Raw genomic sequence first — 26,400 nt, 5'->3', positions numbered from 1 at the left:
GGTGTGTAACTTAGAAAAACTTCAATAAGAAACAATAGATGGAGCGCCGTGTGCGATGAAAGTTGCATGCACGGTGCGAGGTGGGGGAAAAACCGGAGATAATCTCAAAAGTTTACCTATCACTATTTCATATTCATATCGCAACAGTAGAACCACAACCTACTCGTGAGCGAGGAAAAAGGAAACCTAAAACATTGGATGCAATGAAATCAACAGTCGTGAATCAAATTTTAAATCGAGGTGAGCAGCATCAGAAAATAAATGACTTAATTCGAAAGGATATAGTCGGCAAAAAGAAACAGGATTCTTCGTTAAGGTGGAAGAATCGTGATATTCAACCACTGTTTCTCCAAATTTATAAGCATCTTCCAGAAGATAAACGGCAGTGGCAATATAGTTACCGAACATTAAAGCCAATGAAGCCATTTATTGATGTGCTGAGTCACAAATACATTGAAAAGTATCATAACCATGAGTATCAACAATTACTTGGAAAATTAGATAAGGAAGTAGAGGAATTAAAGAAAGCGTATGGAGAAGGAAAGGTTGATGAGAAACGATACAAGGACTATAAGCAAACAAAAATAGATGATCTCTACAAGCGAATGGGGAATGCTTTTTTAAAAGAAATGAAAGATTATGATAAGCAGCAGCAACAGATTAAAAGAATGATAGAAAGTCGAAAACAATCCAAACGTCCTGCGAATTTTAATCGAAATGTCTCCATGCATTTTGCATTAAAAAAGATGGAACGAGCGTTTAAATCAGAATATGAAAGTTGGAAGAACCAAAAACATTATGAACAATTACAAAAAGATATTGAACATAATCGAGAAGCTGAAAGGGGTTATGAATGATGGAGAAACATCGACGTACCATTTCATTAGATACGAAAACAGATGAATATATTCAAGCTTATATGGAAGAACATCATTTTCGTTTTCCTGGGGAAGCCATTATGGATATTTGCCAAAAGTATCAAGAAACCACGGAAAAGGAATGGTCATTACAATATATTTCGGAAGTGGTTAGTAACAACTTACATCAGGTTTTAAAAGATGAGTTAACGAAAATTCGTCTTGGGGCAAACAGTGCCGATAAAAACTCCCAAATTTTAATTGAATATATGAACGGTCTTTTCTTTCATCACGGTTTTGATGGATTAATGACAACCGATTTACAAGAGTTAGATAGCACAAAAGTTGCGAAAGAAGCTGTTGAGAAGCGTATTGCTCATCAACGTCAAAAGAAGGTTGATGCAGAAGAATCAAGAGGGAAACAACCATCTCATTGATGGATGTATATAAAGATAGATTTAAACATGTAGAGGAGGAATAGAATATGTTTTTTAACAAAGATTTAGTGTTAGCTTCGATTAAAGCTGTAGGAGAGGATCATGCCATTGTACAGTATCAAGACAAAGAAGTAGAGGTGAATTTAAGTCCAGAAGAAGCGAAGGAGTTTCATCAATATGTCGTGCATCAAGAGAATATGTTGGTGCCCATGAATATCAAAACACAGAAGCTTTTTGTGGATTTAGAGGAACCTTGGTATGAACAAGAATTAGAGGAGCTTAAGGGGATCTCCTATCAAGAAGAGGAGGGAGAAGATGAGTAAAGCCTATACAAAGAAATCAGCCGAAGATAAGCGTAAAGAGGTTGAAGAGTTAACGAAAGGCATGGAAAAGAAGGTTGAGCAGCATTTTCATTCTGCCGAAGAACTAAAAGACTACTTATCTTTTATGGGTAAGTTTTATCAATACTCGATGTCCAACACAGCTCTTATTCAGGAACAGTTCTTTGGTGCTCAAGCAGTTGGATCATTTAAGTTTTGGAAAGATAAAGGGTTCTCTGTCAATAAAGGGGAAAAGGGGATTAAGATCCTTGTGCCAAACAAAACGGTGCCTAAATTTAAAGATGAAAAAGGGAAATGGAAGTCGATTAATAAAGCCACTCCTCAAGAAAAAAAGCTCATTCAAGAGGGAAAAAAAGAAGTTACTCAAGGCCGACTGTACTTTTCAGTCGGCCATGTTTTCGACGTGTCGCAGACGAACGCAAAAGCGAGTGATTTACCTAAGATCTTTCCGAATCGTTGGTTAGAAGGCAATATAGAGGATTACAAGGCACTTTATAAAGGGATGGAAGCCATTGCCGAAAAGGATGGTATTTCTATTATTCAACCAAAAGAGGAGCTTGGCGCTGCAAAAGGGGTTAGTTACACTTTAACAAAAGAAGTTGCGCTGAATCCTCGTAACTCTGAACGTCAAAATGTAAAGACTTTGATACACGAATTAGCTCATGCGAAACTTCACACCAAAGACACGTATCTAAACTATACGGCTGCGGAAAAAGAGTTTCAGGCAGAAATGACAGCTTATACGGTTTCCTCTTATTTTGGAATCGACACCAGTTCTTATTCGTTGGATTACCTGTCACACTGGACGAAAGGAAAGACCTTTGAAGATAAAATCAAGCTTTTAAAAGAAGTACATGAAACGTCCGTTGGGTTTATTGAAACAATCGAAGAAACGCTGGTAAAAGAAAGAGAAAAAAATCAGTCACTAGAAAAAAACGATGAAAAACAGCAGCAAGCAGATCCTCTTTCTTCTGAGAACGTGCATAACAAGATGAAAGAAGGGTATGGAAATTATATACAAAAGCAACGAGAAGAATCCGTACAAGATGTAGATAGCATTCTAGAGCGTGTTACGGCTGAAGAAACCTACTATTCAACCAAAACACAAGCGATTAAAAATGGTTGGATGACAAAGGAAGAAGTCGTGAAACTTGAGCACCAGGTTGACTTAACGATGAGTAGAAATAAAAAGGGGGTCACCCATGGTCAAGTTCAAGAACAATCTCTTACTTTTCAAGACCGTATGGAAGTGGGTAGTCAAATGCAACTCCAAAAACGTTCAAGTACAGGTAAACGAAAAAGAGAAGAACAGGATCTAGAAAGGTGAGAGAGCATACATGCTCTCTTTTTTTATGCCCAAATATGAATTAAATGGAGGAATTGACAATGCAAAAAGTAACATCTCTTTCAAATGACCAATTTAAAACGCTTGTTTCCGATAAACGAGAATTAAAGAAGTTTATGAAGCACCCACAAAATGAAAAAATCGAGGCAGATTGGGCGAACGTCAGTGAGAAACAGCTGCAAGACATCCCTTCTGGTGCTGTTTACTTAACACAATCAGCTCTAGGAGAGGAAAAACCGCAGGTTTTACTTGTTTCTACGGATGAAAAAGGGCAAAAACAAGCCTATAAAAGTGAAGCAACAGTTGATTTTTTGAGAAGTCATGATGTGAATCCTGTTTTAGAGAAAGATCGAGAAACGCAGCTTAAAACAAGCTATCTTACGTTTTTACAAGCTCATGAAAAAGAAAAGCCTCAAGATATTGATAGTATGTTAGCCCGTGTAAACGCAGAAAACGATTATGTCATGTTGAAATCCAGTGCTTTAAAGGAAAAACAGTTCACCCCTGACCAATTGAAAGGAATGGAAAATGAACTTTCTCATCAGTTTCAAGCACGAAAACAGGCACAAGAAAAGGGGCAATATCAAGAAGATTACAAACAAGAAGTACTAGAAGTTATGCAGCAGCCTAGTGAAGAAACACAGTATAAGCAGCTATTTAAACAAAGCTTGTTAACCCAATTAGGCATATCAGATGAAAAAGCTTCTTCTAAAGAAGCGAAAAAGGAAGCTGAAGCAGAAAAAGCTCCTGTTGAAAAGCAAATCAAGCAAGAAACACCTCAAGAAAAAGAGCAGCGTTTGGCCAAAATGAAAGAGTTTGAACAAAAGCATTCCTTTGATAAGGTGTACAAATTGAAAAAAGAGGTGCTGCAGGAATTAAAAGAGCTGGATTTGACTGATTCTCAACGTGAGAAATTAACAAAACTTGAAAAGACTTTGGACACAGAGAAAAAGGATCACGACAAGCAGAAAAAAGAAGAGAAATCACAAAATGGATTTACCAAGTTTTTTGCACGGAATAATGGAGCATTTTCTTCAAAAAAACGGGACCAGACACAAGAAATGGAACGATAAAACAAGCAAAAGGTGAAAAGAAATGAGAGGGCTGAAAAGCCCTCTTTTTTCATAGGGTGAAAGAGAAGGAGGGATTAGGTGGGAGAACGAAAACACGTCAATGAGGGGGAAATCATGAAAGCACGAGATGTTGATTTGTTGTCGTATCTGGAAGCCAAAGGCGAAACCTTTGTAAAAGAAGGAAAGTACTATCGTCATACGGAACATGATAGCTTACTCATCAAAGGAAATATGTACGCTTGGAACAGCCGGAATGAAACAGGATATGGAGCGATTAGTTTCGCTCGAATGTATTATGGGATGTCGTTTCCACAAGCCGTATTAGATATCAACAAAGGCGATTATAAAGAGCTTTCTCAGTCACATGAGCAACCGTCGGTTTCACCATCAAAAGAGCCTTTTCGCTACCCAAAAGAGTTAGAAGTAAAGGATCAAAGCAAAATAAAAGATTATCTCATAAAAGAACGTAAAATAGATCCTCGGTTAGTTGACTGGCTTCTTCAAAAAGATTTAATCGCTCAGGATAAACGGAACAATGTGGTGTTTAAATGGCGTGAACACGGAGGTAAAGGAAAGGTAATTGGGGCGGATCGGCAAGGCACAGCTTCTATAAAGAATAAGCGTGGTTCCTTTAAACAAGTCTTACCGAACGATAACCCACACACAGGCTTTTCAATTGATGTTGGTCGCCCAAACAAGATTCATTTCTTTGAAAGTCCAATTGATTTGCTTTCTTATTGGAGTATTCAGGAGAATAGCCTACAAAACACACGACTCATTAGTAGGAATGGCTTAAAGCCTAAAACCGTTTCTCAGTCTTATATCGAAGCTCGAAAAGAAGGCTTAGGCATTAAAGAAATGGTGTTAGCTGTCGATAATGACCAAGGGGGAAAAGAATTTATTGACAAAATGAACCAAATTGTTAATGCTGATTTAGTAAAAGCAGATATTCAAAAGGGAGCAAAAGATTGGAACGAGCAATTAAAGAAGAATGGAAAAAGTATTCAACCTGTAGCATCACGTCTCCGGAATAAACAAACAGAACAGGAGCTTTCAATGAATGGATAAAGTGTTTCAGAGCGTATTTTATCTCTTTCTTATCATCATTTTATTTAAGCTTTCTCAATTTGCTTACCGTGTTCTTCGTGAATGGAAGTATAGGAAAGAATTAGCCCAATCAGGCATGCCCTATATTGATAAAATGGATGGGAGGCAATTCGAATTTTACTTGCAGGGTCTTTTCCAACAGTTAGGGTACAAGATACAAGTAACACCATCATCTGGTGACTTTGGAGCTGACTTGGTGATGAAAGGAAAAGAAAAGATCGTGATTCAGGCCAAACGGTATAGCGCTAAAAATAGAGTTAGCCTTTCAGCAGTACAAGAAGTATACGCAGCAAAAGCGTATTATAAAGCGAATCAAGCGTGGGTCGTGACCAATAGTTATTTCACGAAACAAGCAAAAGAGCTTGCAGCTGCATGTGATGTGACCTTAGTGGATCGTGCGGATCTTCAAAAGTTTATTAATGAAGTCAATCCTGTTTTCAAGGCACGGGAAATCTTTGGAAATATCACACCAGAACCTCGTAAGTGTCCGAAATGTGGGCAGGATCTAGTCGTACGAGATGGGAATGGTACTCGTTTTTTTGGCTGTTCCTCTTTTCCTTCTTGTCGTCATACAGAAAAAATCAATAGGCAATAAAAATATAGAATGATGATAAAGTTGTTTAAGGTTGTATATACTGCATCCGTACGATTAGGAGGATTTATATTTTATGGAAGAAGTAAAAGTAGTCTATGCCCTCATTAAAAATAAGTACAATCAGATTTTAATGGTTGATAATCATGAAGGGCATTGGTCTTTTCCAGGTGGAAGAGTAGAAGCTGGTGAATCATTAGTAGAAGCTGTAATTCGAGAAGTGTATGAAGAAACTGGACTGACAATTGAACCTGGCAAAATATTAGCTATCAACGAAGGAAAGTTTTTAAAAAGGAATCATCATGCTATCTTCTTTACTTTTGAAGGATATATTGTAGATGGAACTGAAGAAATTAAGATGCCTCAAGAAATATTTCAACTTGAATGGGTCGATATAGAACAAGTAGAACAACGTACTCCATATTATTTAGAAGGAATTAATAAACTCTTACAGGGGCATGCATTTTACCATAACCAAGGAACAGTATAAAGAGGATAAAACTGGTTCTGCTCATTTTTAAACTAGTGTTTTAATACAAAAAGACCTCTCTTCTATGAGTGGTCTTTTTCTACTTGCTCCCTTGGTCTTGGATCAATTTTATTATTTCAATTCGATAAAGAGATAGAATCGAAATTAATTTTAGAGTTAGTTAATTAATGGAAAAACAGATTTTTTATATGATTAATTATTATGACGCTTATTTTGTATTAAAAGTTTTAATGTTTACACTACGTGTGATAGAAATTTCCTAATTAGCAGTTCTATGAAAATCGTAGATAATTTATTTTAATTAGTTAATATTTAAATGCTGTTTCAACACTTTAGAAATTTCTGTACGCTCTGATTGAGATACTATGTAATAGTAGACACCATTTATTTCTGTTTCTTTCCCATTAATTTTTATGTGTTGTAAATTGTGACGTGCTTCTTTGTAGTTAGCCTGAATCTTTTTCATATCATTAAACGTTAAGTTCGTTTTCACATTTTCACCTATTGCATCCAAGATATCACCATAATTTGCAAGAGATCTTACCTTTGCACCTTTACTAATAACTGCTTGAATGATTTGACGTTGTCGATCTTGACGTCCGAAATCACCACGAGGATCTACATAACGCATACGAGAATATTTTAACGCATCTGCACCATCTAATTGTAACTGTCCTTTTGAAAAATGCTTACCCTCATAAGTGAAGTCAAGTGAGTTGTAGACTGTTACTCCGCCCACTGCGTTTACAATATCTTCGAAACTTTCCATATTTACTTGGATGTAGTAATCAATTGGTACGCTTAAGAATTCTTCAACTGTTTCCACGGTCATATCTAAACCACCAAATGAATAGGCATGGTTAATTTTATCTTGTTTTCCTTGACCAATGATTTCTGTACGTGTATCACGTGGAATACTAACCATTTTAACTGATTGATCTTTTGGGTTTACCATTAATAAAATTAACGAGTCTGAACGTCCACGGTCAGATTCGCGTTCGTCAACACCTAGTAACAAAATAGAAATAGGGTCTTGTTTGCTGAAATTTACTTTTTTATTACGTTTTTCTGATACAGTTCGATCTAAAGGTTCATGCGTTCGGTTTAATGTACTTGCTACAGATCTATAAACTGAAAATCCATATATACTTACGCCAATAATAAAAAATAAAATAATAACAAATAAAATTTTAAAGCCAGTTTTCTTTCTCTTTTTATGTTTTTTATGCATTAATTCTTGTTCCATACTCACTCTCCATACTAAATTAATTTTAGATCTAGATTGTCTTTTGTTATGTCACCAAGTTGTATAATAGCTTCTCAATCTTACCAAAAAAATAAAAAAATTGAATAATTTTTTATAAATTTTAGAAAAAATGGTAACATAATAGGAGTTAAAAAGAAATTTATGGATAATAAAGGTAATTTATGAGAATTAGAGTGAAATTTATAATAGGAATAGTCAATAGTCTATCTTGCTCTTATAAAATATACAGATAATTTTCTAATTTTATCTATATTAGTATTTCTTTTAAGTAGAGTGTAATAAAGAGTAAAATATAGAAAAATTCTCTTCTGAATAAAATAAGAAAAAGATGATTTTACAAAAGACGCTAACTAAAGTATTGAGTATTTAGGATGAATAAACCAAAATGTATGCAGAATTTCCTATTATTTATCAGAGGAATATTTATTCACAATTAGTCACAGGTTGATACAAATTTACTTAATTTTGTATAATCAGGTAAATTAGCTCATATACTGCTTAAAATACTTCTGTTATTCTTGGGTTAAAATTAATGTTTTTACTAATTAGCTTAAGTACTTTAATTAAAAGGGACAATTTAGATGTAGTTTTCTATTAATTGTTAAAGGTGAGTAGAAATAGAATCGACAGAGGATTTAATTAGTGTCATTTTTTTGAAAAATCAAATAACTAATTTTGATTACATATTTGACGATAATAATAGTAAGCTTGCTGAAAACTTAGGGTGAACAACTTTTTGTACAAAAATCAAGATGGTTAGGTTGCTGAATTGTTATTTTTCTTTCAGAAAGGGCTCACTCTTTTTAGTTTTATACTATTAAAAATAAGTTTATTTTTGTCAATAGAGATTTGAAAGTAGTTATTAAGATATAAAAATATTAAAACAATAACGTTCTAAGGTGAAAAAATATTTTTTCACCTTAGTGTTATGGATAAAAAAGATAGGAAGTAGGTGTTTAAGTGTATAGAAGGTTATCTGATTATATTTACAGTGGAAGGAGGAATAAAAAAAACAACTCACATCATGAAGGTAGTTTTAAGAATTTTATTTTTGAAACTAACTCAAATAGAAGGTGGGGTATATTAATATGTTTTTTTTCACTAGCAGTTGTTCTTTCCCTCCTACTAATATTTGTATCAAGTTTAAGTGTATATTTTAATCCCATCTTACCTATGTGGAAAACAAAGGAAATAAATGAATTTTCGACTATTCGTCCCTATGATACAGGGAGAGTGGATAGCACCTCGTTTTTAAATACTAATTCAAATGAAAAATTTCTACAAAACAGCATAATAACTAATGATGACTTTTATGCTTTCTATGTTAATTGGGATAAAAATAGTGAACTTTCATTAAAACGTAACATTGACAACATAGATGTTCTTATCCCTCAGTGGTTTCACTTAAATTCTAACTTAGAATTAAAAAGTGATATTCAAAAGGATGTAGGGGATCTAGCAAAAAAGCATCATACTAAAATACTCCCTTTAATTAACAATGAGATGAATGGTGAGTGGAGCCAAGAAATCATTCATAATTTATTAAATTCTCCTAAATCTCAATCGAACCTAATAAAAAATCTACATGAACAAATAAAAAATCGGGGCTATGACGGAATTAACATAGATTTTGAGAATATAAAGAGTAGTGATAGAGACTTGCTGACAAACTTTATGAAGGAGCTTTATAGTACTTTTCATGAAGATGGTCTTTTAGTAACAATGGACGTACCCCCAGCTAATCAGGCATTTGATTATAAGGAGATAGAAAAGTATTCTGATCGTCTCATTTTAATGTTATATGATGAGAATGTTATAAATCCAGGTCCTATTTCTTCGTCATCATGGTATCAAAAGAATCTTTCACAAATATCTAAGGACAAGCTTATCGTCAGTCTGGGTAATTATGGATACGATTGGGATTGGGGGAGTGAACAAGCTGGAAAAGCAGTATCCTTTGAAGAGATTATGAGGATGGCAGACAAAGCAAACTTAAAGATACAGTGGGATGATTTGAGTGAAAATCCTTATATTCGATACAAGGATAAAAATAAATCCCATGAACTATGGTTTTTAGATAGTGCTACATTCTATAATCAATGGAAAACAGCTGCTTCAAACGGAGTTAAAGGAGTTGCGCTATGGAGGTTAGGAACGGAAGATCCGTCTGTTTGGGATGTGATGGAAGGCCATAAAACCAATCAACTGCTTACTGTAAAGAATGGAGATACTACCTATAATTATGGAGAAGGAAGTATTCTGCGTACTAAAACAGATCAGCATGAGGGGAAGCGCAGTCTTGATTTTGATGAGTCAGGTTTAATTTCAAGAGAATCATATATTTCTACTCCAAAAGCATCTGAGATCGAACGTTTAAGCAAGCCATCAAATAAGGAGATCGCCTTAACATTTGATGATGGACCCGATCCTAAATATACAAAAGATATATTGAAAATTTTGAAAGAGCATCAAATAAAGGCTACATTCTTTACGATTGGTAAAAATGCGATACTTAATCAAGATATTGTAAAGCAGATATATAAAGAAGGCAATGAAATTGGCAATCATACGCTTACACATCCAGATACTAATAAAATATCTTATAACCAATTAAAGGTTGAATTGAATGCTACTGAGCGCATCATTCAAGGTATTACTGGGCGTTCACCATTATTATACCGGCCACCGTATGGAGATGATCAAAATCTGTATGATGGAGATAACCAGAATACATATGTTAAATCCCATTTTCAAAGAATGATGGATATCACTCAAATGGGATATATGACCGTAAATTACGATATTGACTCGCAGGATTGGAAAGCAGACAATAGCAAAGACATTGTTGACAATGTAATGAATCAGGCATCTAACGGTGATATTATTTTACTTCATGATGGCGGAGGGGATAGAACAGCGACAGTTCAAGCACTGCCTGAAATTATTGAAAAATTACAAAGAGAAGGTTATAAAATTGTAACAATTAGTGAACTAATGGACAAAAATAGAGATAGCATTATGCCTACTGTTACAAAGGTAGAAAGTCCATTAATGCAGAGCATTAAAGTAGTTTTGGCCAATGTAGCCACTTTTGACAATATAATTTTTATTTTGTTTTATAGCGCGTTGTCTATTTTCATTCTTCGTCTTGCTATCCTTTTTTATTTAGCATTTAAACATAAAAAACGTACTCGATTACCGAATGCAGGACATTCATTTAATCCATTTGTGAGTGTTATTATCGCTGCCTATAATGAAGAAAAGGTCATAAGCAGGACTATAAAGTCAGTACTAAAAAGCCATTATGGAAATTTTGAAGTAATTGTTGTAGACGATGGTTCTAAAGATAAAACATCTATGATTGTATCTAAGAATTTCGCTAATAATGAAAAGCTTCATCTTATTTATAAGAAAAACGGCGGAAAAGCCTCAGCGATTAATATGGGGATTAAGAAGGCAAATGGAAATATCATTATTGCCATTGATGCGGATACCATTGTTTCACCTGAAGCTATTCCGTTACTTGTCCGTCATTTCATAGATGAAAAAGTTGCTGCAGTATCTGGGAATATTAAAGTTGGAAATATGCGTAATTTATTAACGATTTGGCAGCATATTGAGTATGTAACAGGTTTTAATTTAGAAAAACGTGCTTTTGCCATGCTTAATTGTGTTACGGTTGTTCCAGGGGCAATCGGGGCCTGGCGTAAACAAGTTATTGAAGAACTTGGCTATTTTACAGCTGATACATTGGCAGAAGATACAGACATGTCTTTACGAATACTACGTGAGGGATATAAAATTCACATTGATGAACAGGCATATGCTTATACTGAGGTACCAGAAAATAGCAGAGATTTTCTAAAACAGCGTTATCGATGGAACTTTGGAACGTTACAATGTTTTTGGAAGCATAAAAAAGCTTTTGGTGGGATTAAACACAAATCATTAGGCTTTATAGCGCTTCCTAATATGCTGCTATTCCAATTTATATTCCCTTTGTTTGCACCATTTTTAGATATTTTGTTTGTTTTAGGAATATTATCTGGACATATAAAAAAATCATTATTGTTTTATGCTTGTTACCTTATAATTGATTTTCTCATTTGTATATTTGCATTCAGATTAGAAAAAACAAGCTTTAAACCACTAATTACTTTGTTTCTGCAAAGAATCTTCTATCGTTACTTATTATTATGGGTTTCTTGGAAATCTCTTTTATCTGCACTGAAAGGGACACGAGTTGGCTGGAATAAATTAAAACGATCTGGAAATTTAGAAGTTAGACAAGCAGCTAAGAAGACAGGATGATTAAAATTTTAATGTCCATTCGCTACAAATCTGAGTGCTTCTGTTAATACTGTTTTTTATAAAGGAACTATAAGAATAGAAAAATTTCTATTGAGCGTATAGGACTAGAACTCTTTATAGATACATTAAGTAAAACAGTTGAACCAATTGGTCAGCACAAATAATTATAAAAGAGGATAGAAAAAGAAAAAAAATGATACAAAGAGGTGGTGGAAGTTTTGATGATGAATCCAATAAGATATAAAGAAACTTTATTAGAATTTGGAAAGAACGTAAAAGAAATTGCGAAAGAATTAGATTTAAACATACATGATACATTGTTGCTAATGAAAGAGTTTAGAGAAAACGAAAGTTTAAGGAGTGAAGCAATCGAAAAAACACTACCTGTCGCTGTATCAATGGCTGAATCACCACACATACGGGAATTATTAGATGAGATTAAAAAAGGTTCTAGTGCAAATACTTAACATTATGATAAGAACAAATATGTCGGTGTTATTTTCAGTAAATATAAAAATTTTTTAAAAAAAACGATGAAGAACTGTAAAAGTATTTCTTTTCGTGAATTGACAGACTGATAAATTAAGGATAACCTAACTTTAAAGTTGGGTTATTCGTATGACCTTATTCAGCAAGTTAGAGCCACTTTATACAGTATAAAGTGGAATAAAGGCTTCGCCTAACTTCCTATTAATAGATTACTTTTTTGTAATAGAGATTCATTATGAAACCTAAGTAATACCATGTAGGAGTTGATTTTTTTGAGCAAGAGTAATGCAATGATGAAATTAGTAAGTCAAAAAGGTGTTTCTGGTGCAAAAATTTCACGATCATTGCAAATAAAATAATAGAGCCAACTTGATAAAGTGAATGATCTTATGCAAGCCGATATGACGGTCGAAGAAGTCAAAGTCCAAATCCAGTACTTAGGAACAAATGGACAATCTCTAAAAAAGAAAAAAGTAAAGCAAACACATCCAAAACTAATGAAAAATGCATTTTATTTTTTCCCTAGCTAGGAACATGCTATGGTAGAGAGTGGTGTAAATAGCATATAATAAGCAGAAACTCAGTCTTTTTTGACTGAGTTTTTTTATTAAATACGGAAAGCTTTTAAAGGAAAAAGAATGATTGGTGTAGAATACAAAAAAAAACGGTTGCGCAAGGATAGGAGGGTTATAAGACATGAATGCCACGTTTAATCAACTCTTGTCAATGAAAAATCTACGCGACGTTCGAAAAACAGAAATTTTGGTACAGATGGAACAAGCTTCAAAGAATAAAGATAAAGAAACTCTATTACGATTAAGTAAACAGCTCCGAGGTATTACATAGAATGTCTTATGTAATAGAATTAACCTACTATCTTGAAACCTTTACATGCGAACAATAATAAGCGACTCATCTATCCTAAGGCGAACAGTAAGGTCGCTTATCTTATTTTTTATTCATATATTTACCCTTTCACTCTACGATATGTGTATATTTATTATGTTAGATGTTCATTTTCTACCTGAATTACATCTTTATCCTGAGATTGATTGAATAAATAAGTAAGGTATGAATGTAGTTCGAATCGGTCTTCGTCAATAAAATTGGAAAATACCTGTTTATATTCCTTCAACATTTTTCCCTCCTTTATTTATGTTTCTTACCTCTATCTTCCCCTATCTAGTAATCTCTTATACATACAAATTAATAATGTATTTATTATATTAACCGTTATGTAACATCATATAGAGTTAAAAAAAGTTCATTCTTTCTTTTAGTATGAGCCCCACCTACGCCAAATACAATGATAGCCACGCATGCTATCCACCTGATGCATAGTAATTTTCGTTAGAAAATTATGATAATAGTAGATTTATATTTAGTAGTTTGGTAAGCGATCAATCCTCATCTACAAACGATGTATAATTTCACAAAATTATTTCTATTCCTCGCAATATATGTTTTTTTATATAATTAATTAAGATGTAATGTAGAAGATGATAAATAGTAACCTAATAAAAAGACTAGCTTACAAGGGAGTTAATCTTTTTATAAGTCTTCTATACAAATTTTTACAGTAATAATATCATAGCAAACAACATACTTAATGATAACGTGAAAATAGCTGTTGTCATCGAGGTAATTACGATATTAGTTTAGTTCAAAAAAGAATGATCAAAGGAGGGGATAAAAAGTGGATTCAAACAAAAAAGCAGCAAAAATGGTGGGGGTACTTTTTATACTTGCAGCCGTTACGGCAGTAATAGGTCTCATTTTATATGACCCCATCTTAAACGGTCCCGACTATCTTACTAAAGGTTCTGAACATACCAACCAAGTGATAGTGGGTGCACTTATGGAGTTAATACTTGTGGTATCAGCCATTGGTACTTCAACTATAATGTTTCCATTTTTAAGAAAGTATAACGAAACTATAGCTCTTTGGCATGTTTGCTTTAGATTTCTTGAAGCAGTGATTATTACTGTGGGTGTAATCAGCGTACTGTCCTTATTAACCTTAAGTCAAGAATTTGTAGCAACAGGAACTCAGGATACTTCCTCTTTTCAAGCTTCAGGAACTGTATTAAAAGCAATACACGATTGGACATTTTTACTTGGACCAAATATCATGCTAGGTATAAATACGATGATGTATAGTTATATATTTTATAGATCTAAACTTGTGCCTAGATTTATACCAATCTTAGGTATGATTGGAGCAACTCTTGTTTTTATAGCAGGCCTGTTAGAAATGTTTGATGTATTTTCTCAACTTTCTGTTTGGGGTGCTATATTGTCGCTACCAGTAGCAGCTAATGAAATGATTTTAGCAGTATGGCTCATCGTTAAAGGATTCAGTGAATCTGCACTTGCTTCTTTGGATGAAAAAAAGAAAGCCACGAGATAGTAGCGAACACATAATTAGCTTGATAAAGAACTGTATTTAAACTAATGGCAGTTTTAAGTGAACATACACGAAATTGCACCTTTGTGAAGGGACAATTTAAGAAAAAAAGCCTACTAGGTAAATGAAGATTCAATAATCATATTCAGTTTTAAATCATTGCGTGCTTGCAATAATGAATAACATTCTATATGTTGAGCAAACTACAAAAGAGGATTAATCCTCCCAACATTTTCTTTTTTCTGAAGTATAAATAAAAAACCTACCTTAACGCATTTGGGGTATTTTTTCATTTGCTGTTAGTATATTTTTTATGCTATTGGAACAGAATGCAATTAGAATGCCTTCCGACCTTTCGTATTCGAAACCCATTTATTGCAAAAAGAAAAACCTACCTCTGACAAATCAGGTGGGTTTTTCTTTTAATACATAAGTTATTGATAGCTTGAGCAAACTACTCAAGATGCAATAGAGCACCATCTAACGACTATTGTTAATTCTACTTACAGAAAAAGACTATCTCTTTTGACTGGGAAGAGATGGTCTTTTTCTATTTTTAGGCTGTATACGCCATACACTCTTAGTTAACACAATGTGAATTTTTGGAAGAGGATTGTGTATATAAATGTATAGCGCATAGATCCCCTTGAAAGCCTTCGTACTGATATTCTCCACAAAAATGCACAACAAAAAGATATCCTATTTTTAAAAAGGCGTAATTAAAGTTTCTCTTTTTGTTTTGATGAAAACTTTATAATGGCGTAACTGATAGTTAACACAAGAATAGCGCAAGTATGCAAAAGTGTATTAACTGGGTTATCGTGCTCCACAATAACCAGACGTATCAATGCAGTAATGCCAATATAAAGAAAGTAGCGTAGAGGAAAGTGATAATTCTCCTGAAAATATTTTACGATCATTGCAATGAATTCAAAGTACAAAAAGAAAACTAAGATACTTTCAAGAATTTTGTAGTGAGTCTCAATTCCTCGATTAAAAATAGAAAAATGAATGAAATGGAAAATTTCCTTACCAAGCAAAACGGATAAAGTAACAGCTAGTAAAATCAATGCTGTATTTAAGATAATCCGAAGTACGTGTGAAACCTTAAAGTTCGGTCTTTTGTTTTGTTGTATCATCAATATTCCTCCTGCATATATAGACTCTTTACTATATTATATCTCCCGTTTTAGATTTAGCGTTAGCCGTTACAACGTGTTTGTTAGAATGTTTATTTTAATTCATATATTGCACTAAATGAAGACGTATATAATATACAAAATTAGTTAAGTCGGGTAAGTCATATTATGTAACTGAATCATGTAGACAAGTAAAAAGGAAAGAAATATCTAGTTACGAATTTACAAATGATGAATTGGTCGCATTTCCATTTTGACACAAAATTCATTGCAAAACAGACCGCAGATGAGTGTGATGGCTATATTGTAGTCGTAAATGCTACGTTTGAGGATTATATTAACCAAGAAGAACATTGGAGTAAATACATAAGTTATAAAGAGAAAAATATATGAAAACTATATAACGTTAAGTGAATAATAAAACATTTTATTAAAAATAGTGTTAACTATTACACAGGTTGTAGAAAAAGAACAAATTTGTCGTCACTAAGTGTAAAAGTCAAAACTACAATTTTTATAAGTTAGTTTATATATTTACTTCTCTACATAAAATACACTTATTTTTTATTTTAAATTAAATTTATGTTAAAGAAAATATAGTGACGTTAAATGTTTATAGATTTTCCGTTTAGTTATCATTAATGTAAAAACTTCTTAAAAGGGAAGTAGAAGATAGATTGGTACATGATAACAATTAAAAATCTGTATTTTTCGTTAGTAAGAGTAATAAGTTTTCACATCTGGAGCATACTACTCATGAAGTGTTTAAATTCTATAATGCAAGGCTCTTATTTACGTACTATTTAACCTAAAAAAACTACTGACACACATATGCCAGTAGTTTTTTTATTTGTTTTACTCTCTAGGGTCAGTCTCATCATCGATTAGAGAACTTTTTTATAAACTTTTTTATTCAAATTTAAAGAATTCTTCTGGATAGAGGTGATTTTTGCTCTCTATTTTTACCAAAATGCTCTTTTTCATCAACGAGTACTAAGATATTTCCTTCTTTGACTGAGTTACCATAGTATTCAGCCTCATCTTTAGAAAGACCTATTTCAACAAGAGCTCCTGTTAATCCACCAACTCCCGCACCCGTTACAGCGCCAGTTAACACGGCTGCAATTGGTCCCGCAGCAACAATCGGTCCTATTCCTGGAATAGCAAGTGCACCAGCTCCTACTAATAAACCTGTTAGCCCACCAAGAGCTCCACCTGTTAGGGCACCTGTTGCAATTCCATCAACCACTTCAGTATCTGTTTCTTCTGTCACCCTATCTACCTCTCTACTGTCTTGCCCGATGATGGAGATGTCACGTGTAGCGTACCCTCGATTTTTAAGATCTTCTACAGCTGCAATGGCTTCTTGCTCAGATTTGTAGATCCCTACAACTCTCTTTGCAGTCCGTTCCATTTTCATCTCCTCCTATTCCTTTTATATTATTTATGTTCCCTAGGTATAAATATTAAAACTTCTACTTATCATAATCGCTATTATAGATAGAAAAAATCTAAAAAATCCCTTTCGTTGAGTAGATTATCTTTTTTACGTTATCCTAATTATGATGTAACGCATCCCTAACAGTATTTATTTGATGGTTCATATCTGTTTTCTTATCTTTCCGGTGATCAATACGTATATTTGTGATAACTCGATTAGGACCACTTGAAATGGCCTCTTGATGTATTTCTTTTGCTACTTGCCATAATTGTTCAAGGTCTCCTTCTATTATGGTAGAAGTAGGTGTTACATCATAATGTAATTCCTTTCCCTTGACCTTACGTACAGCGTTAATTACTTCTGAACTAAAACTTGTTGAATCTGTTCCAACAGGTATAATACTTATTTCTAACAAAGGCATAACGTATACTCCCTTCTCAGCTCCTTGTATTTTTAAAACTAAAAAAGAAACGATTTATAGATAAAATCTCCTGATTTTTATTTAGTAGGTTCAGCAGGGACTGAAATGTCCTCAAGAGCTTTCCCTGCTTCTTTATTTGAAGCATTACTTACTGCTAAATCTCCTAAAGAAACCATTCCAATGAGTTTTCCATCATCTACGATAGGAAGTCTGCGTATTTGATACTGAGACATGATTTCCATAGCTTGTTCTACAGACGTATGTTTTGTACCAGTAATCACGTCCGTTGTTATCATTTCAGATATCTGCGTATTTGCATTAAAATTATTAGCTAATCCTTTGATAACTAAATCACGATCCGTTATTAATCCTATTAGCTTATTATCTTCACAAATGGGAATAACTCCTACATCCAGATTCTTCATCATGTTAGCTACCTCACCACAAGAACTTTTAAGGTTACACGTCTCAATATTTGAGGTCATTACTTCTGTTATGTTCATAATAATTCCTCCTTTATTGAATAATCGTCTTATTTTACTTCGTTCCCGTACAGCATCTTCTAAAACATAAGCTTGAGTTTTAGTAAACATAGCTTTAGATTTTAAGAGGAAGAAAATGAATTGTGAATTAGGGAAATTTATAGCATTTTATCAGTTAGTAAAAAAAGATTTTTATTTCCTGAAAATAGGTATATATCATTTAACTACAAAGGAGGGTTTTTTATGAAAAATGTAAGAGTAGTAGAAAACGGAGTCCAAGCAAAAGAGGCAATTGAACAATTTCTAAATGGAGGATACACAAAGGATGAAGTATATTTATTAGCTCATGATAAAAATCGTTCCAAAGATTTAACGGAAGCATTAGAGACAAAAGATATTGGTGTCTCAGAACAAGGAGCAGTTAATTTAGTAGCCAATGTATTCCGGTCTCGTGGAGATGAATTACGTTCTAAAATTCAATCTTTAGGATTATCAGACGTTGAAGCTCAACAGTATGAAAGAGAATTAGATAAAGGACTTGTACTAGTAGTTGCAACCAAAGCAGGTTAACACAAAAAAGAAGGTTTTTTGCAAAAATAGTTACAGGATGTATGTAAAAGTATAAAAGAGGACCCGTTAATGGGGTCCTCTTTTATTAATTATTGACTACATTTCCTTCACTAGGAATGGGATGGCTTTTCAATAGTCTTGCAAAATGTATTAAATTATGGGCCATCATTTCCACATGTTGCATGGTAAAATCATTTTTATATCCTTCAGCTTCAATAAAGGACGGTCCCGGCCCTGCTTCTCCTACCCAATAGATATCGGCATTAGGAGGAATGGTAAAACCTATATGAGATAATGCGTAGATGACCGAACGTGAAACGTGTTTGGCACCATCCTCATTTCCCGTCACAACCACTCCACCTACTTTGTTGTAGTAAATGTATTGGCCCTTATTATTTGTTAGACTACTTCCACCATAAAGCCTTTCTATAATTTGAGTAGTAATACTGCTTTGCTCACCTAGCCAAATAGGAGATCCTATTATGACAATATCTGCTTCTTTTACTTTTTCAAAAATAGAAGGCCATTCATCTTCTTCATTTACTGCTTTTTCTGTAATTCCGTGTCCAATCTTATAGACTGCGATAGTTATAACTTCGGTTTGCACCTCATTCTTCTCAAATATCTTCACCACTTCGCCAATTAACGCACCTGTATTTGAGACCTCAGGACTTTTCTTTAATGTACAATTAAGTAAAAGAGCTTTAAGTGTCACGTTGATTTCCCAACTCCTTATAAATAAGTATTACTTTGGATATTCCCTTATTGAAGAGAAAAAACACGCAAATTTGGTAGTATTACAAGCCTGTAGTGGGGGGGAAGTGTAGTTTTCTCCATTGATAAGTTATTTTCTCGTGAAGATGAACTCCGTTCTAAAATGACTTCGTTAGGGTTAACAAAAGAAGAAACTGAACGATGTATAGGTGAAATGAAACAAGAACGTATAGTAATTATTGCAAAGAAGAGTATTTAATAGTTCGTGGGTGTAATAAATGTTAAAGAAACTAAGTGGTCGAGAGAAGTGAACCTTATTGGTATGTTGATGTCTATATATATGGTTTGTTCTATTATGAAAAGTATATAATTTAAAAAAAGCTATACAAACTCTATTTACTAGTTAATTAAGGAGAGTTTGTATAGCTTTTTTACTGATATTATTCGTTAGTAGTAAAATCATCTGTTTTTATTGCAAACACTAGTATACGGCCCCAATTTAATTCTTTTAAATAGAGTTGAATTTCCTCATCTGATAATCCTAAAGAGTAAAGCTTAGAGTGTAGTTCATCTTTGTAAAAATGAAATGAATTTGCCATTCCATTGTTATCCCTTGATTCTGATACACCAATATCGTTTGTATTTAACGCACTTGTCAATTCTTCAGTACGATCTTTTTCATCGGCTAATAAGTAGATATTATCTTTTCTGAATCCTAGGCTTAAAAATTGCTCAATAGCCTCTTTTACTTCATAGCCGTCCTTTACAACTCTTATTTTCTTCATTAAAAACCTCCCTAATCACAGGCTATTTAATGGAAGTTTATAATATGAATAGCTTGCTACCTTCTTAGAATGTTTCAACTACGCTTTATATAGTCTAGGCTGAGATATGAGGCCCATATATGTTTATTGGAACTGAAATAGTACATATAATTATGATGAAAATAACATCTTTCCAATAGTTAAAATCTGCCCAAGATGCAACTGAACTGTCTTAAAATTGTATTAATTTAGCCAATAATGTGGATTGATAATTCACTGTTTCTTTTCATTATAATATTGCACAGAGAACATAGATCCTTCTGAGACCATCTTATTATCTTCAATATCCATAGGGTCTGGATGACCAGCTTTGTGTATAGGGAAAGAGGCCAATCTTTTGGTCGGTGATTCATATGAAATAGCTTTTTTTATACTTCGAACAAACCCTTTTACCTTATCTAAGTTTGATTTATCCTTTAATAAATAAGTTGTAATCCCCACGCTTACTGTTGAAATAGCAAGACCAGAAACAAGGGCTTTTTGTCGCATTCTACTTACTCCTCTCTATTTTAAGATTTTAGATTTTGAAAATATTTTCCCTATGTGATGGCTTAATAAACTTGTATTTTTAGGTATCAGTTGTAAGCTTGAAGGCTATCTATTAAATTTTAAAAGCAGATCGTTCAATTTAACTTGTAGATTATCTCGTGATTATATTCTAATTTAAACTCAAATGTTTTTTTGCAAAAACCAATTAATCATGGTGTTTTTTTCTTGTTTAAGGTCTCTTCTCTCATTTTATTTATCTTTATAATCGAATCAAAAATTCTATAAGTATAGGTTTGAAATCATCTTCGTTAGGATAAAAGTAAATAAACTATTCCACCTATAGGAGGAGATGTATATGGATTTATATGGTCGGAACAGGGAGGTATTAAAATGACAGAGTCAAGAAAGAAATCTCCCCATCCTCAAGAGACCAAAAGAAGGGATCATGCTGAGCAATATCCTACGGAGAATAAAACTCTATTTGATCAATTCAAAACTGAAGAGACAGTGGATCCAATACCAACTGAAGAGTTAAAGATAGAAAAGCAAGATGAAAGAAATAAGAAGAAAACTAAAAATGAATCCTCCACTGAAAATAAATATAAGAGAAATTAATATTAAATCAATAGCATGAAAAAGTAGATATTCTAATTAATTATTAAACTAAGTTATTAAAAAGTACTTGAAAGGAGTGGAAAGAATGGAAAAAACAGAACTACAGCCGGTTTTTGTTTATTTACATCCAGATGTATTAGCACAAGGTGGTATTTATTTTATCGGACTAAATAAACGAGATAGGGAGCTTCCTCCAGCGAGTATTGAACATTTACGTTTAGATATGGCTAAACAATATTTCCCTTGGGATCTTGATGCTCATCTTGTTGTAGAAGAAGGAAGATTCCAATGGGATGCTGTAAAAAAAGACTATATAGAAATCGTCGCCTAATAAAAATCTCGACATTTTATCATGTCGAGATTTTTCATTTAGATAGATTATTGTAGATAATAGAGAGAAATATACGCTGGGTCTCATATAACATTTAGAAACAAAATTAAATAGCCCATCCATAAACAATTGCAGAGATCACAATAAATCAAATCATTCTTTATAATAGAGGGATGAACAACACTCCTACAATAAAGACAAGTTGGTGTAGTTTCAATGAGTCCTTCCATACTATGCGGGTTAACGTAATGTTCACTATAAGAAGCCAAGTTCTTTATGTATAAAGAACTTGGCTTCTGTTATATCAAAAGATGATTAATATGTTTATTTAACAACAAAAATCAAAGGTAGTCATCCTGATTAGTTAAATAAGAATATGCAGTGATTATCATCCTATTAGTAGGATATCATTTAATAAAGCTAGTTCTACTTTAAAAGGATTGTTAACTTTTCTAAGTTCACAATAACCAGAACTATAAATATGAATAATCTTAAATCGTTTACCGAGATAGAAAACTTCTTTATTAATTGACATACCTTCCCTCCAGATTCATTATTATAATTTGTTCAACATATTAATCATTTTTTAAAAAAAAGTTCATCTGGAATAAAACTAAATTACTTTACCCTTTCTTTTACGTCTTAAAACATATATTCAAATGAAATTTTATTTTGAAGCTAGATTTTCTCTATCTATTGAACAAAAAGAAAGTCTACTGATATCCTCAGTAGACTTTCTTTTTTGATTATGTATAGTTATCGACTATGTTAAGCAAACTAATCACATGCAGATTTTCTAGAAGAAAGACCTACCTCTGACAAATTAGGTGGTTTTTTCTTTTTAATACATAAGTCATTGATAACTTGAGCAAACTATTCATGATGCTGAGAAGTATCTCCAATCTACAATCTCATTAACCTACGGAAAAACTCCCTACGGAAATAGGGGGTCTTTCTGCTTTTCAATTTGTATATGTTATACAAAGTTAGTTACCATAGTGTGTCTTTCCGCAAGACAACCAAAAAAAGAGCCTTTGCAGCAGTAGAGCTCCTCCATAATAATTGTGGTTGCTCCTTTTTTGCCTAAATCATTTCCTCATAATCCCTCTTATTTTCTTCAAACCATATTCAAATAATACAACTGGGAGGTGATTTTTATGCCAGAACACGATACAACACATAAAAATAACAATCATAGTAATAGTTATGACACTAATGGTGGAAATATCCAACCAGTAGATGTATCGAAATCAAATAGTAAAAAGATTCCTGCTAATAATGATGGTCTAACTGGAAAAGTAAATGCAAACCTCGGCTATCATCCCGAAAGATAACATGAAAAAACCACCCTACAGAAGTAAGGTGGTTCTCCAATAAGTTTTATCCTATGCAAAAACTATCTCTATAATGTTTCTTTTTTGTGTATATTATACCATTTATTATAAAAAAGCAACCCTAAAGTTACTCTTTCTCTCAGCAAAAACTAACACAAAATTTGCGTGTGGTGATGTTTAGTATAACATCTTTGTACACTTGTTAGATGCCCTTCTATCTGTACCATGCCATCATATAGAAGGGCATTCAGTTGAACTATCCTCAGAAGGTATAACAACACTCTTCACAAATAACTCTTATTTTAAACTATTTACATTAATAACCTCTTATGATTTTTTTCTGGATTCAAATATTATATGTAGGAGGTGATTTTTATGCTAGATCAAAGTCATGAATCAGAAAAAATACCCGATAACGGTAGTTGTGAAAAGCCATTTGATGATCTAGATACATATGTGACTCCACCTGGATTCTATAGAGCAGATCATGATGAAGATGAAGATGAAGATGGGTCAGATAGACCTTCAGGTAATTCAACTGTTTCGGAAAGAATGGCCCGAGAAGAACATAGTAATAATCCATATGAATCCACTCATGCATCGATGGCACATGCATCAATGGCACGATACGCAGAAGCCGCAAGAAATAATAAGATGAATAACAATAACCGTTGTAGATAATCGACATACTTCTTATTTGTCGTCAATAAGAGTAAATAGTAAAAGTTTCAATTTTATAAGCTAGTTTTTATATTTACTCTTTTGTATAAAATAAAGACTTATTGCGCTTCTGATTTAATTTATATTAGGAAAAACATATTAACCTTAAATGTTTATAAATTTTCTATTTAATTACCATGAATATGATAATTTCCTAAAAGATAAGAAGATATATAACATGAGGAGGAAATAACCATTTACCATTACGAAGCATAAATAGTTATGTTAATTATTCTTTATGAAATACCTACAATTTACTTAGCACAAAATCCCTTAAAGGTATGCAATAAAAAAGATGTTTTAAACCGTCTCTTTTTAGTTAACATATCTATTTACAAATTTAATATTCTGGGATGTAAAAAAGTTTAATTTTATACATATGTTGTAACTTGTCTGAAATAGTTCTGTCATAAAGGTGTGTTATGATTTAGGGGCACTATACAACTAAATAAAGAATATAAGTAACTTAACATTTCATCATTATCAATACACTTTTCAATATGCTTAGTCCTCTAATCCTCATCTATTAGAGGACTATTTGCTTTTTTAAATAAAAGGAGGGACACCTTTGCCCTATATACAGTAAGAAAAATTACATGCAATTAAAGAAACCATTTTGCAACGAAAAGAAAAGTTAGCTGAAAATAAAAGACTAGATCTTGCAACGTCTCATAGTATCTATACAGAGTTGACTACTTTTCGCTTGGACCTCCTTACCACTTATGCCGATTCTCTTTTGATGGAAAAAGAGGCAGCAAATGAAGTCATGGCACAGTGGGGAAACAATATGGCTAATTTATTAGTCAATCATGGACTACCATTAAACCTAGCTTTAGAGGAGATTAGCTATTATCGAGATGTAATCGGAGAAATAATAAAAGAAGAAGCAAAGAATAATGATTTCTCCCTCGATGCTTTTTATCAAATTATTTCTCACTTTAATTTGATTGTAGATAACGCCATCCAATTCGTAAGTAAGTCGTATGTAAAAGATTACACTGAAAAAATAAATTATGCTCAATATGCCATTGATGAATTATCTGTTCCCGTTGTTCGTATGACAGAAGAAATAGGCATCCTTCCTTTAGTAGGTGATTTAGATACCAAACGGGCACAATATTTGATGGAGAGTGCCTTAGAGAAAGGAAGCCAATATAAATTAAAATGGCTTATTATTGACTTATCAGCTGTGCCCATTATTGATACGATGGTAGCAGATCAACTGTTTAAAGTAATAGCTGGGCTACAGTTATTAGGAATTGAAGTCGTTATCAGTGGGATACGTCCAGAAATCGCTCAAACCATGGTGAGCTTAGGAATAAAAGTTGAGGAAGTTAGAAGTTTCTCTAGTTTACATCAAGCTGTTCAGTATACAAATTCATTTACAGGATATTTAATGTGAATATTTTTATGGATTATGAGCAAACTACACCAGACGCTGTGAAGCTTCTATTTGGAAATCCTCACTACTTGTTGAGTTGAGGACATGCATTGTAGAAAAGCCACTGATATACGCCAGTGGCTTTTCTCCTTTTTAATTATATATGATATATAGTTAGTTAAGTCGGGTAAGCGAGGGGCAGCACTGCCCCTGACTCCCCTAAAAACCGTACGTGAGCCTTTCAACTCATACGGCTCAAGCCTCCCATTGCAGGTCCATTTGCTGTCGTATCCTCATCACACACCATATCGGTAAGTAAAACGTACGCCGACGCTCCAATTGGAGGTATACATAACAGTACGTTTCTTTCGTCAGAAGATAGCCACAACCTTATGTTCCTACGAGAAACTAATGAGAAGTCAGCTCCCTTTCGGGTCTATCGTGGGCTTGTCCGTAAGGACGATAGTATCCATTCAGTTATACAGTTTCCTGCTTTCCTGTTCTCTTTCGAGGTAATGGCATTTGCTTTCTCTCATATCCTTTACCCTCTGCCGCATCGTTTGACTTTGTAGTCATCCTACTGTTTAAACAGATGACAAAGGGCTTACCAAGTTCCGCATCTTATAGATACGACGAGGTTAGGTGGGTTCTTTACTCACCGTTCTTTTAGTGGTAAAATTCTTTCTAAAAACCATCTAACCAATAAAGAAATCAACGTAAAACCAATGAAAGAAAGCCAATGAGGAAAGTTAGTTGGCTTATATATTTGTGTCCATTTACATAAAGGTTCAATAACGTAAGAAAATAAAAATGCGATAATGACTATATATAGGATATAAACTCTCCACTTTTTACCGTAATAGTAAGCTAAACTAAATGTAACAGGAATTACAGTCAAATCAGCAGGAAACAAAGGTGGAATCATAGGGAATAATTTGGTGGGGTATTCCCATAATAATAAATCGGCCCCAATTGTATCTAGAATACTGGATATGACACCAATTAACATAGCAAATGCAAATACATGGAGACGATGTTCTTTTTTAATAAGGTATCCCCATATAATCCAAGGTAAAATAGCAGCTAGAAGCAAAACCCACCATTGCCATGTAAACAAGTCACCGTGAAGCCAATGTTGATATCCAACTTCCTTTAATTCACTTCGGATCTCTTGTACCTCGCTGTAAGAAGGATATTTCACAAGTACGCTTCCTCCTTCCCCA

At 33.3% G+C, this 26,400-nt stretch carries 27 protein-coding genes and 2 pseudogenes; 19 read left to right on the top strand and 10 right to left on the bottom strand.

What is annotated here, in order from left to right; all coding sequences use genetic code 11:
- Positions 1–128: 128 nt before the first annotated feature.
- The 8 genes and pseudogenes from mobL to ACN6NE_RS02770 all read left to right on the top strand — a co-directional run.
- Positions 129–857, top strand: a pseudogene (mobL, locus tag ACN6NE_RS02805) (relaxase MobL); the annotation flags it as partial.
- On the top strand, positions 857–1,294 hold the full coding sequence (locus ACN6NE_RS02800) for a hypothetical protein (RefSeq protein ID WP_280166815.1): 438 nt from the start codon (positions 857–859) through the stop codon (positions 1,292–1,294). The pseudogene mobL and the gene ACN6NE_RS02800, both read left to right, overlap by 1 nt.
- Before the next feature lie 47 nt (positions 1,295–1,341).
- Positions 1,342–1,617 (top strand): hypothetical protein, encoded by a 276-nt coding sequence (locus tag ACN6NE_RS02795; RefSeq protein WP_075422172.1) that lies wholly within the window; start codon positions 1,342–1,344, stop codon positions 1,615–1,617.
- Positions 1,610–2,611, top strand: a pseudogene (locus ACN6NE_RS02790) (ArdC-like ssDNA-binding domain-containing protein); the annotation flags it as partial. The gene ACN6NE_RS02795 and the pseudogene ACN6NE_RS02790, both read left to right, overlap by 8 nt.
- A 410-nt stretch (positions 2,612–3,021) precedes the next feature.
- Positions 3,022–4,053, top strand: coding sequence for a guided entry of tail-anchored proteins factor 1 (locus ACN6NE_RS02785; RefSeq protein ID WP_474324398.1), 1,032 nt, complete (start codon positions 3,022–3,024; stop codon positions 4,051–4,053).
- Positions 4,054–4,167: 114 nt separating this feature from the next.
- Positions 4,168–5,121, top strand: a complete 954-nt coding sequence (locus ACN6NE_RS02780; RefSeq protein ID WP_474324404.1) for a DUF3991 domain-containing protein — start codon at positions 4,168–4,170, stop codon at positions 5,119–5,121.
- A complete protein-coding gene (locus tag ACN6NE_RS02775) occupies positions 5,114–5,755 on the top strand; it encodes a restriction endonuclease (protein ID WP_474324396.1) in 642 nt (213 codons plus the stop codon). The genes ACN6NE_RS02780 and ACN6NE_RS02775 overlap by 8 nt, the downstream gene beginning before the upstream one ends.
- A gap of 73 nt (positions 5,756–5,828) precedes the next feature.
- Complete coding sequence (locus ACN6NE_RS02770; RefSeq protein WP_474324394.1) at positions 5,829–6,242, top strand: NUDIX hydrolase; 414 nt, start codon at positions 5,829–5,831, stop codon at positions 6,240–6,242.
- A 301-nt stretch (positions 6,243–6,543) separates the two neighbouring features.
- On the opposite strand, the gene tagU is transcribed toward ACN6NE_RS02770, so the two are convergent.
- Complete coding sequence (tagU, locus tag ACN6NE_RS02765; RefSeq protein WP_474324402.1) at positions 6,544–7,473, bottom strand: polyisoprenyl-teichoic acid--peptidoglycan teichoic acid transferase TagU; 930 nt, start codon at positions 7,471–7,473, stop codon at positions 6,544–6,546.
- 996 nt (positions 7,474–8,469) lie between these two features.
- On the opposite strand from tagU, the gene ACN6NE_RS02760 reads away from it, so the two are divergent.
- The 5 genes from ACN6NE_RS02760 to ACN6NE_RS02740 all read left to right on the top strand — a co-directional run bounded on the left by ACN6NE_RS02760 (position 8,470) and on the right by ACN6NE_RS02740 (position 14,719).
- Positions 8,470–11,820: a trifunctional glycoside hydrolase family 18/polysaccharide deacetylase/glycosyltransferase family 2 protein gene (locus tag ACN6NE_RS02760; protein WP_474324393.1), complete on the top strand. Its 3,351-nt coding sequence runs from the start codon at positions 8,470–8,472 to the stop codon at positions 11,818–11,820.
- Between the two features lie 221 nt (positions 11,821–12,041).
- Positions 12,042–12,287, top strand: a complete 246-nt coding sequence (locus tag ACN6NE_RS02755; protein WP_474324392.1) for a hypothetical protein — start codon at positions 12,042–12,044, stop codon at positions 12,285–12,287.
- Positions 12,288–12,698: 411 nt separating this feature from the next.
- The gene (locus tag ACN6NE_RS02750) at positions 12,699–12,839 is read left to right on the top strand and encodes a hypothetical protein (protein WP_474324391.1); all 141 of its coding nucleotides are present in this window, start codon (positions 12,699–12,701) and stop codon (positions 12,837–12,839) included.
- Positions 12,840–13,005: 166 nt separating this feature from the next.
- On the top strand, positions 13,006–13,155 hold the full coding sequence (locus tag ACN6NE_RS02745; protein WP_289921168.1) for a phosphoesterase: 150 nt from the start codon (positions 13,006–13,008) through the stop codon (positions 13,153–13,155).
- 850 nt (positions 13,156–14,005) lie between these two features.
- Positions 14,006–14,719, top strand: a complete 714-nt coding sequence (locus ACN6NE_RS02740; protein ID WP_474324390.1) for a DUF4386 domain-containing protein — start codon at positions 14,006–14,008, stop codon at positions 14,717–14,719.
- 716 nt (positions 14,720–15,435) lie between these two features.
- On the opposite strand, the gene psiE is transcribed toward ACN6NE_RS02740, so the two are convergent.
- From psiE to ACN6NE_RS02720, 4 genes are all read right to left on the bottom strand, one after another.
- Complete coding sequence (gene psiE, locus ACN6NE_RS02735) at positions 15,436–15,855, bottom strand: phosphate-starvation-inducible protein PsiE (RefSeq protein WP_474324388.1); 420 nt, start codon at positions 15,853–15,855, stop codon at positions 15,436–15,438.
- Between the two features lie 919 nt (positions 15,856–16,774).
- Positions 16,775–17,269, bottom strand: a complete 495-nt coding sequence (locus ACN6NE_RS02730) for a YflT domain-containing protein (RefSeq protein WP_474324386.1) — start codon at positions 17,267–17,269, stop codon at positions 16,775–16,777.
- Between the two features lie 142 nt (positions 17,270–17,411).
- Positions 17,412–17,717, bottom strand: a complete 306-nt coding sequence (locus ACN6NE_RS02725; RefSeq protein WP_474324385.1) for an MTH1187 family thiamine-binding protein — start codon at positions 17,715–17,717, stop codon at positions 17,412–17,414.
- Positions 17,718–17,794: 77 nt separating this feature from the next.
- Positions 17,795–18,220, bottom strand: coding sequence for a CBS domain-containing protein (locus tag ACN6NE_RS02720; protein WP_116077998.1), 426 nt, complete (start codon positions 18,218–18,220; stop codon positions 17,795–17,797).
- Positions 18,221–18,442: 222 nt separating this feature from the next.
- Between ACN6NE_RS02720 and ACN6NE_RS02715 the strand changes: the two genes are divergently transcribed.
- Positions 18,443–18,769 carry a YflT domain-containing protein gene (locus ACN6NE_RS02715; RefSeq protein WP_474324382.1) on the top strand — a complete coding sequence of 109 codons (327 nt, stop codon included), beginning with the start codon at positions 18,443–18,445 and terminating at the stop codon, positions 18,767–18,769.
- Between the two features lie 85 nt (positions 18,770–18,854).
- Here the strand turns inward: ACN6NE_RS02715 and ACN6NE_RS02710 are convergent, their stop codons facing one another.
- From ACN6NE_RS02710 to ACN6NE_RS02700, 3 genes are all read right to left on the bottom strand, one after another.
- Positions 18,855–19,484, bottom strand: coding sequence for a flavodoxin family protein (locus ACN6NE_RS02710; protein ID WP_474324380.1), 630 nt, complete (start codon positions 19,482–19,484; stop codon positions 18,855–18,857).
- A 439-nt stretch (positions 19,485–19,923) separates the two neighbouring features.
- Positions 19,924–20,268 carry a YflT domain-containing protein gene (locus ACN6NE_RS02705; RefSeq protein WP_129709892.1) on the bottom strand — a complete coding sequence of 115 codons (345 nt, stop codon included), beginning with the start codon at positions 20,266–20,268 and terminating at the stop codon, positions 19,924–19,926.
- 252 nt (positions 20,269–20,520) lie between these two features.
- On the bottom strand, positions 20,521–20,796 hold the full coding sequence (locus tag ACN6NE_RS02700; protein ID WP_129709894.1) for a hypothetical protein: 276 nt from the start codon (positions 20,794–20,796) through the stop codon (positions 20,521–20,523).
- Between the two features lie 390 nt (positions 20,797–21,186).
- Here ACN6NE_RS02700 and ACN6NE_RS02695 point away from each other — a divergent pair, with 390 nt between their 5' ends.
- A complete protein-coding gene (locus ACN6NE_RS02695) occupies positions 21,187–21,411 on the top strand; it encodes a hypothetical protein (RefSeq protein ID WP_013082695.1) in 225 nt (74 codons plus the stop codon).
- Positions 21,412–21,496: 85 nt separating this feature from the next.
- Complete coding sequence (locus ACN6NE_RS02690) at positions 21,497–21,742, top strand: hypothetical protein (protein ID WP_129709896.1); 246 nt, start codon at positions 21,497–21,499, stop codon at positions 21,740–21,742.
- 388 nt (positions 21,743–22,130) lie between these two features.
- Here the strand turns inward: ACN6NE_RS02690 and ACN6NE_RS02685 are convergent, their stop codons facing one another.
- Positions 22,131–22,277, bottom strand: a complete 147-nt coding sequence (locus ACN6NE_RS02685; RefSeq protein WP_165351724.1) for a hypothetical protein — start codon at positions 22,275–22,277, stop codon at positions 22,131–22,133.
- A 622-nt stretch (positions 22,278–22,899) separates the two neighbouring features.
- Between ACN6NE_RS02685 and ACN6NE_RS02680 the strand changes: the two genes are divergently transcribed.
- The 3 genes from ACN6NE_RS02680 (at position 22,900) to ACN6NE_RS02670 (ending at position 25,198) form a co-directional block, all read left to right on the top strand.
- Complete coding sequence (locus ACN6NE_RS02680) at positions 22,900–23,076, top strand: hypothetical protein (protein ID WP_474324376.1); 177 nt, start codon at positions 22,900–22,902, stop codon at positions 23,074–23,076.
- Positions 23,077–23,451: 375 nt separating this feature from the next.
- Complete coding sequence (locus ACN6NE_RS02675) at positions 23,452–23,757, top strand: hypothetical protein (RefSeq protein WP_474324375.1); 306 nt, start codon at positions 23,452–23,454, stop codon at positions 23,755–23,757.
- Between the two features lie 655 nt (positions 23,758–24,412).
- Entirely contained in the window at positions 24,413–25,198 is a 786-nt protein-coding gene (locus tag ACN6NE_RS02670) for an STAS domain-containing protein (RefSeq protein ID WP_474324374.1), read from the top strand.
- A gap of 634 nt (positions 25,199–25,832) precedes the next feature.
- On the opposite strand, the gene ACN6NE_RS02665 is transcribed toward ACN6NE_RS02670, so the two are convergent.
- Entirely contained in the window at positions 25,833–26,378 is a 546-nt protein-coding gene (locus ACN6NE_RS02665) for a CBO0543 family protein (RefSeq protein ID WP_474324373.1), read from the bottom strand.
- Positions 26,379–26,400: the final 22 nt, after the last annotated feature.

It is taken from the genome of Priestia sp. 53B2 (assembly GCF_056099005.1).
The sequence above is the reverse complement of the archived record's forward strand: the minus strand, read 5'-3'. Positions and strand labels throughout refer to the sequence as shown.

What these genes read in the sequence shown, in the direction of transcription:
- ACN6NE_RS02730 (WP_474324386.1), bottom strand. Translation starts at nt 17,269, where the DNA reads ATGGAACGGACTGCAAAGAGAGTTGTAGGGATCTACAAATCTGAGCAA.
- ACN6NE_RS02675 (WP_474324375.1), top strand. Translation starts at nt 23,452, where the DNA reads ATGCTAGATCAAAGTCATGAATCAGAAAAAATACCCGATAACGGTAGT.
- ACN6NE_RS02715 (WP_474324382.1), top strand. Translation starts at nt 18,443, where the DNA reads ATGAAAAATGTAAGAGTAGTAGAAAACGGAGTCCAAGCAAAAGAGGCA.
- ACN6NE_RS02685 (WP_165351724.1), bottom strand. Translation starts at nt 22,277, where the DNA reads ATGTCAATTAATAAAGAAGTTTTCTATCTCGGTAAACGATTTAAGATT.
- ACN6NE_RS02785 (WP_474324398.1), top strand. Translation starts at nt 3,022, where the DNA reads ATGCAAAAAGTAACATCTCTTTCAAATGACCAATTTAAAACGCTTGTT.
- ACN6NE_RS02695 (WP_013082695.1), top strand. Translation starts at nt 21,187, where the DNA reads ATGACAGAGTCAAGAAAGAAATCTCCCCATCCTCAAGAGACCAAAAGA.
- ACN6NE_RS02780 (WP_474324404.1), top strand. Translation starts at nt 4,168, where the DNA reads ATGAAAGCACGAGATGTTGATTTGTTGTCGTATCTGGAAGCCAAAGGC.
- ACN6NE_RS02745 (WP_289921168.1), top strand. Translation starts at nt 13,006, where the DNA reads ATGAATGCCACGTTTAATCAACTCTTGTCAATGAAAAATCTACGCGAC.
- tagU (WP_474324402.1), bottom strand. Translation starts at nt 7,473, where the DNA reads ATGCATAAAAAACATAAAAAGAGAAAGAAAACTGGCTTTAAAATTTTA.
- ACN6NE_RS02720 (WP_116077998.1), bottom strand. Translation starts at nt 18,220, where the DNA reads ATGAACATAACAGAAGTAATGACCTCAAATATTGAGACGTGTAACCTT.
- psiE (WP_474324388.1), bottom strand. Translation starts at nt 15,855, where the DNA reads ATGATACAACAAAACAAAAGACCGAACTTTAAGGTTTCACACGTACTT.
- ACN6NE_RS02690 (WP_129709896.1), top strand. Translation starts at nt 21,497, where the DNA reads ATGGAAAAAACAGAACTACAGCCGGTTTTTGTTTATTTACATCCAGAT.
- ACN6NE_RS02755 (WP_474324392.1), top strand. Translation starts at nt 12,042, where the DNA reads ATGATGAATCCAATAAGATATAAAGAAACTTTATTAGAATTTGGAAAG.
- ACN6NE_RS02770 (WP_474324394.1), top strand. Translation starts at nt 5,829, where the DNA reads ATGGAAGAAGTAAAAGTAGTCTATGCCCTCATTAAAAATAAGTACAAT.
- ACN6NE_RS02725 (WP_474324385.1), bottom strand. Translation starts at nt 17,717, where the DNA reads ATGCCTTTGTTAGAAATAAGTATTATACCTGTTGGAACAGATTCAACA.
- ACN6NE_RS02800 (WP_280166815.1), top strand. Translation starts at nt 857, where the DNA reads ATGGAGAAACATCGACGTACCATTTCATTAGATACGAAAACAGATGAA.
- ACN6NE_RS02750 (WP_474324391.1), top strand. Translation starts at nt 12,699, where the DNA reads ATGCAAGCCGATATGACGGTCGAAGAAGTCAAAGTCCAAATCCAGTAC.
- ACN6NE_RS02680 (WP_474324376.1), top strand. Translation starts at nt 22,900, where the DNA reads ATGCCAGAACACGATACAACACATAAAAATAACAATCATAGTAATAGT.
- ACN6NE_RS02700 (WP_129709894.1), bottom strand. Translation starts at nt 20,796, where the DNA reads ATGCGACAAAAAGCCCTTGTTTCTGGTCTTGCTATTTCAACAGTAAGC.
- ACN6NE_RS02705 (WP_129709892.1), bottom strand. Translation starts at nt 20,268, where the DNA reads ATGAAGAAAATAAGAGTTGTAAAGGACGGCTATGAAGTAAAAGAGGCT.
- ACN6NE_RS02795 (WP_075422172.1), top strand. Translation starts at nt 1,342, where the DNA reads ATGTTTTTTAACAAAGATTTAGTGTTAGCTTCGATTAAAGCTGTAGGA.
- ACN6NE_RS02775 (WP_474324396.1), top strand. Translation starts at nt 5,114, where the DNA reads ATGGATAAAGTGTTTCAGAGCGTATTTTATCTCTTTCTTATCATCATT.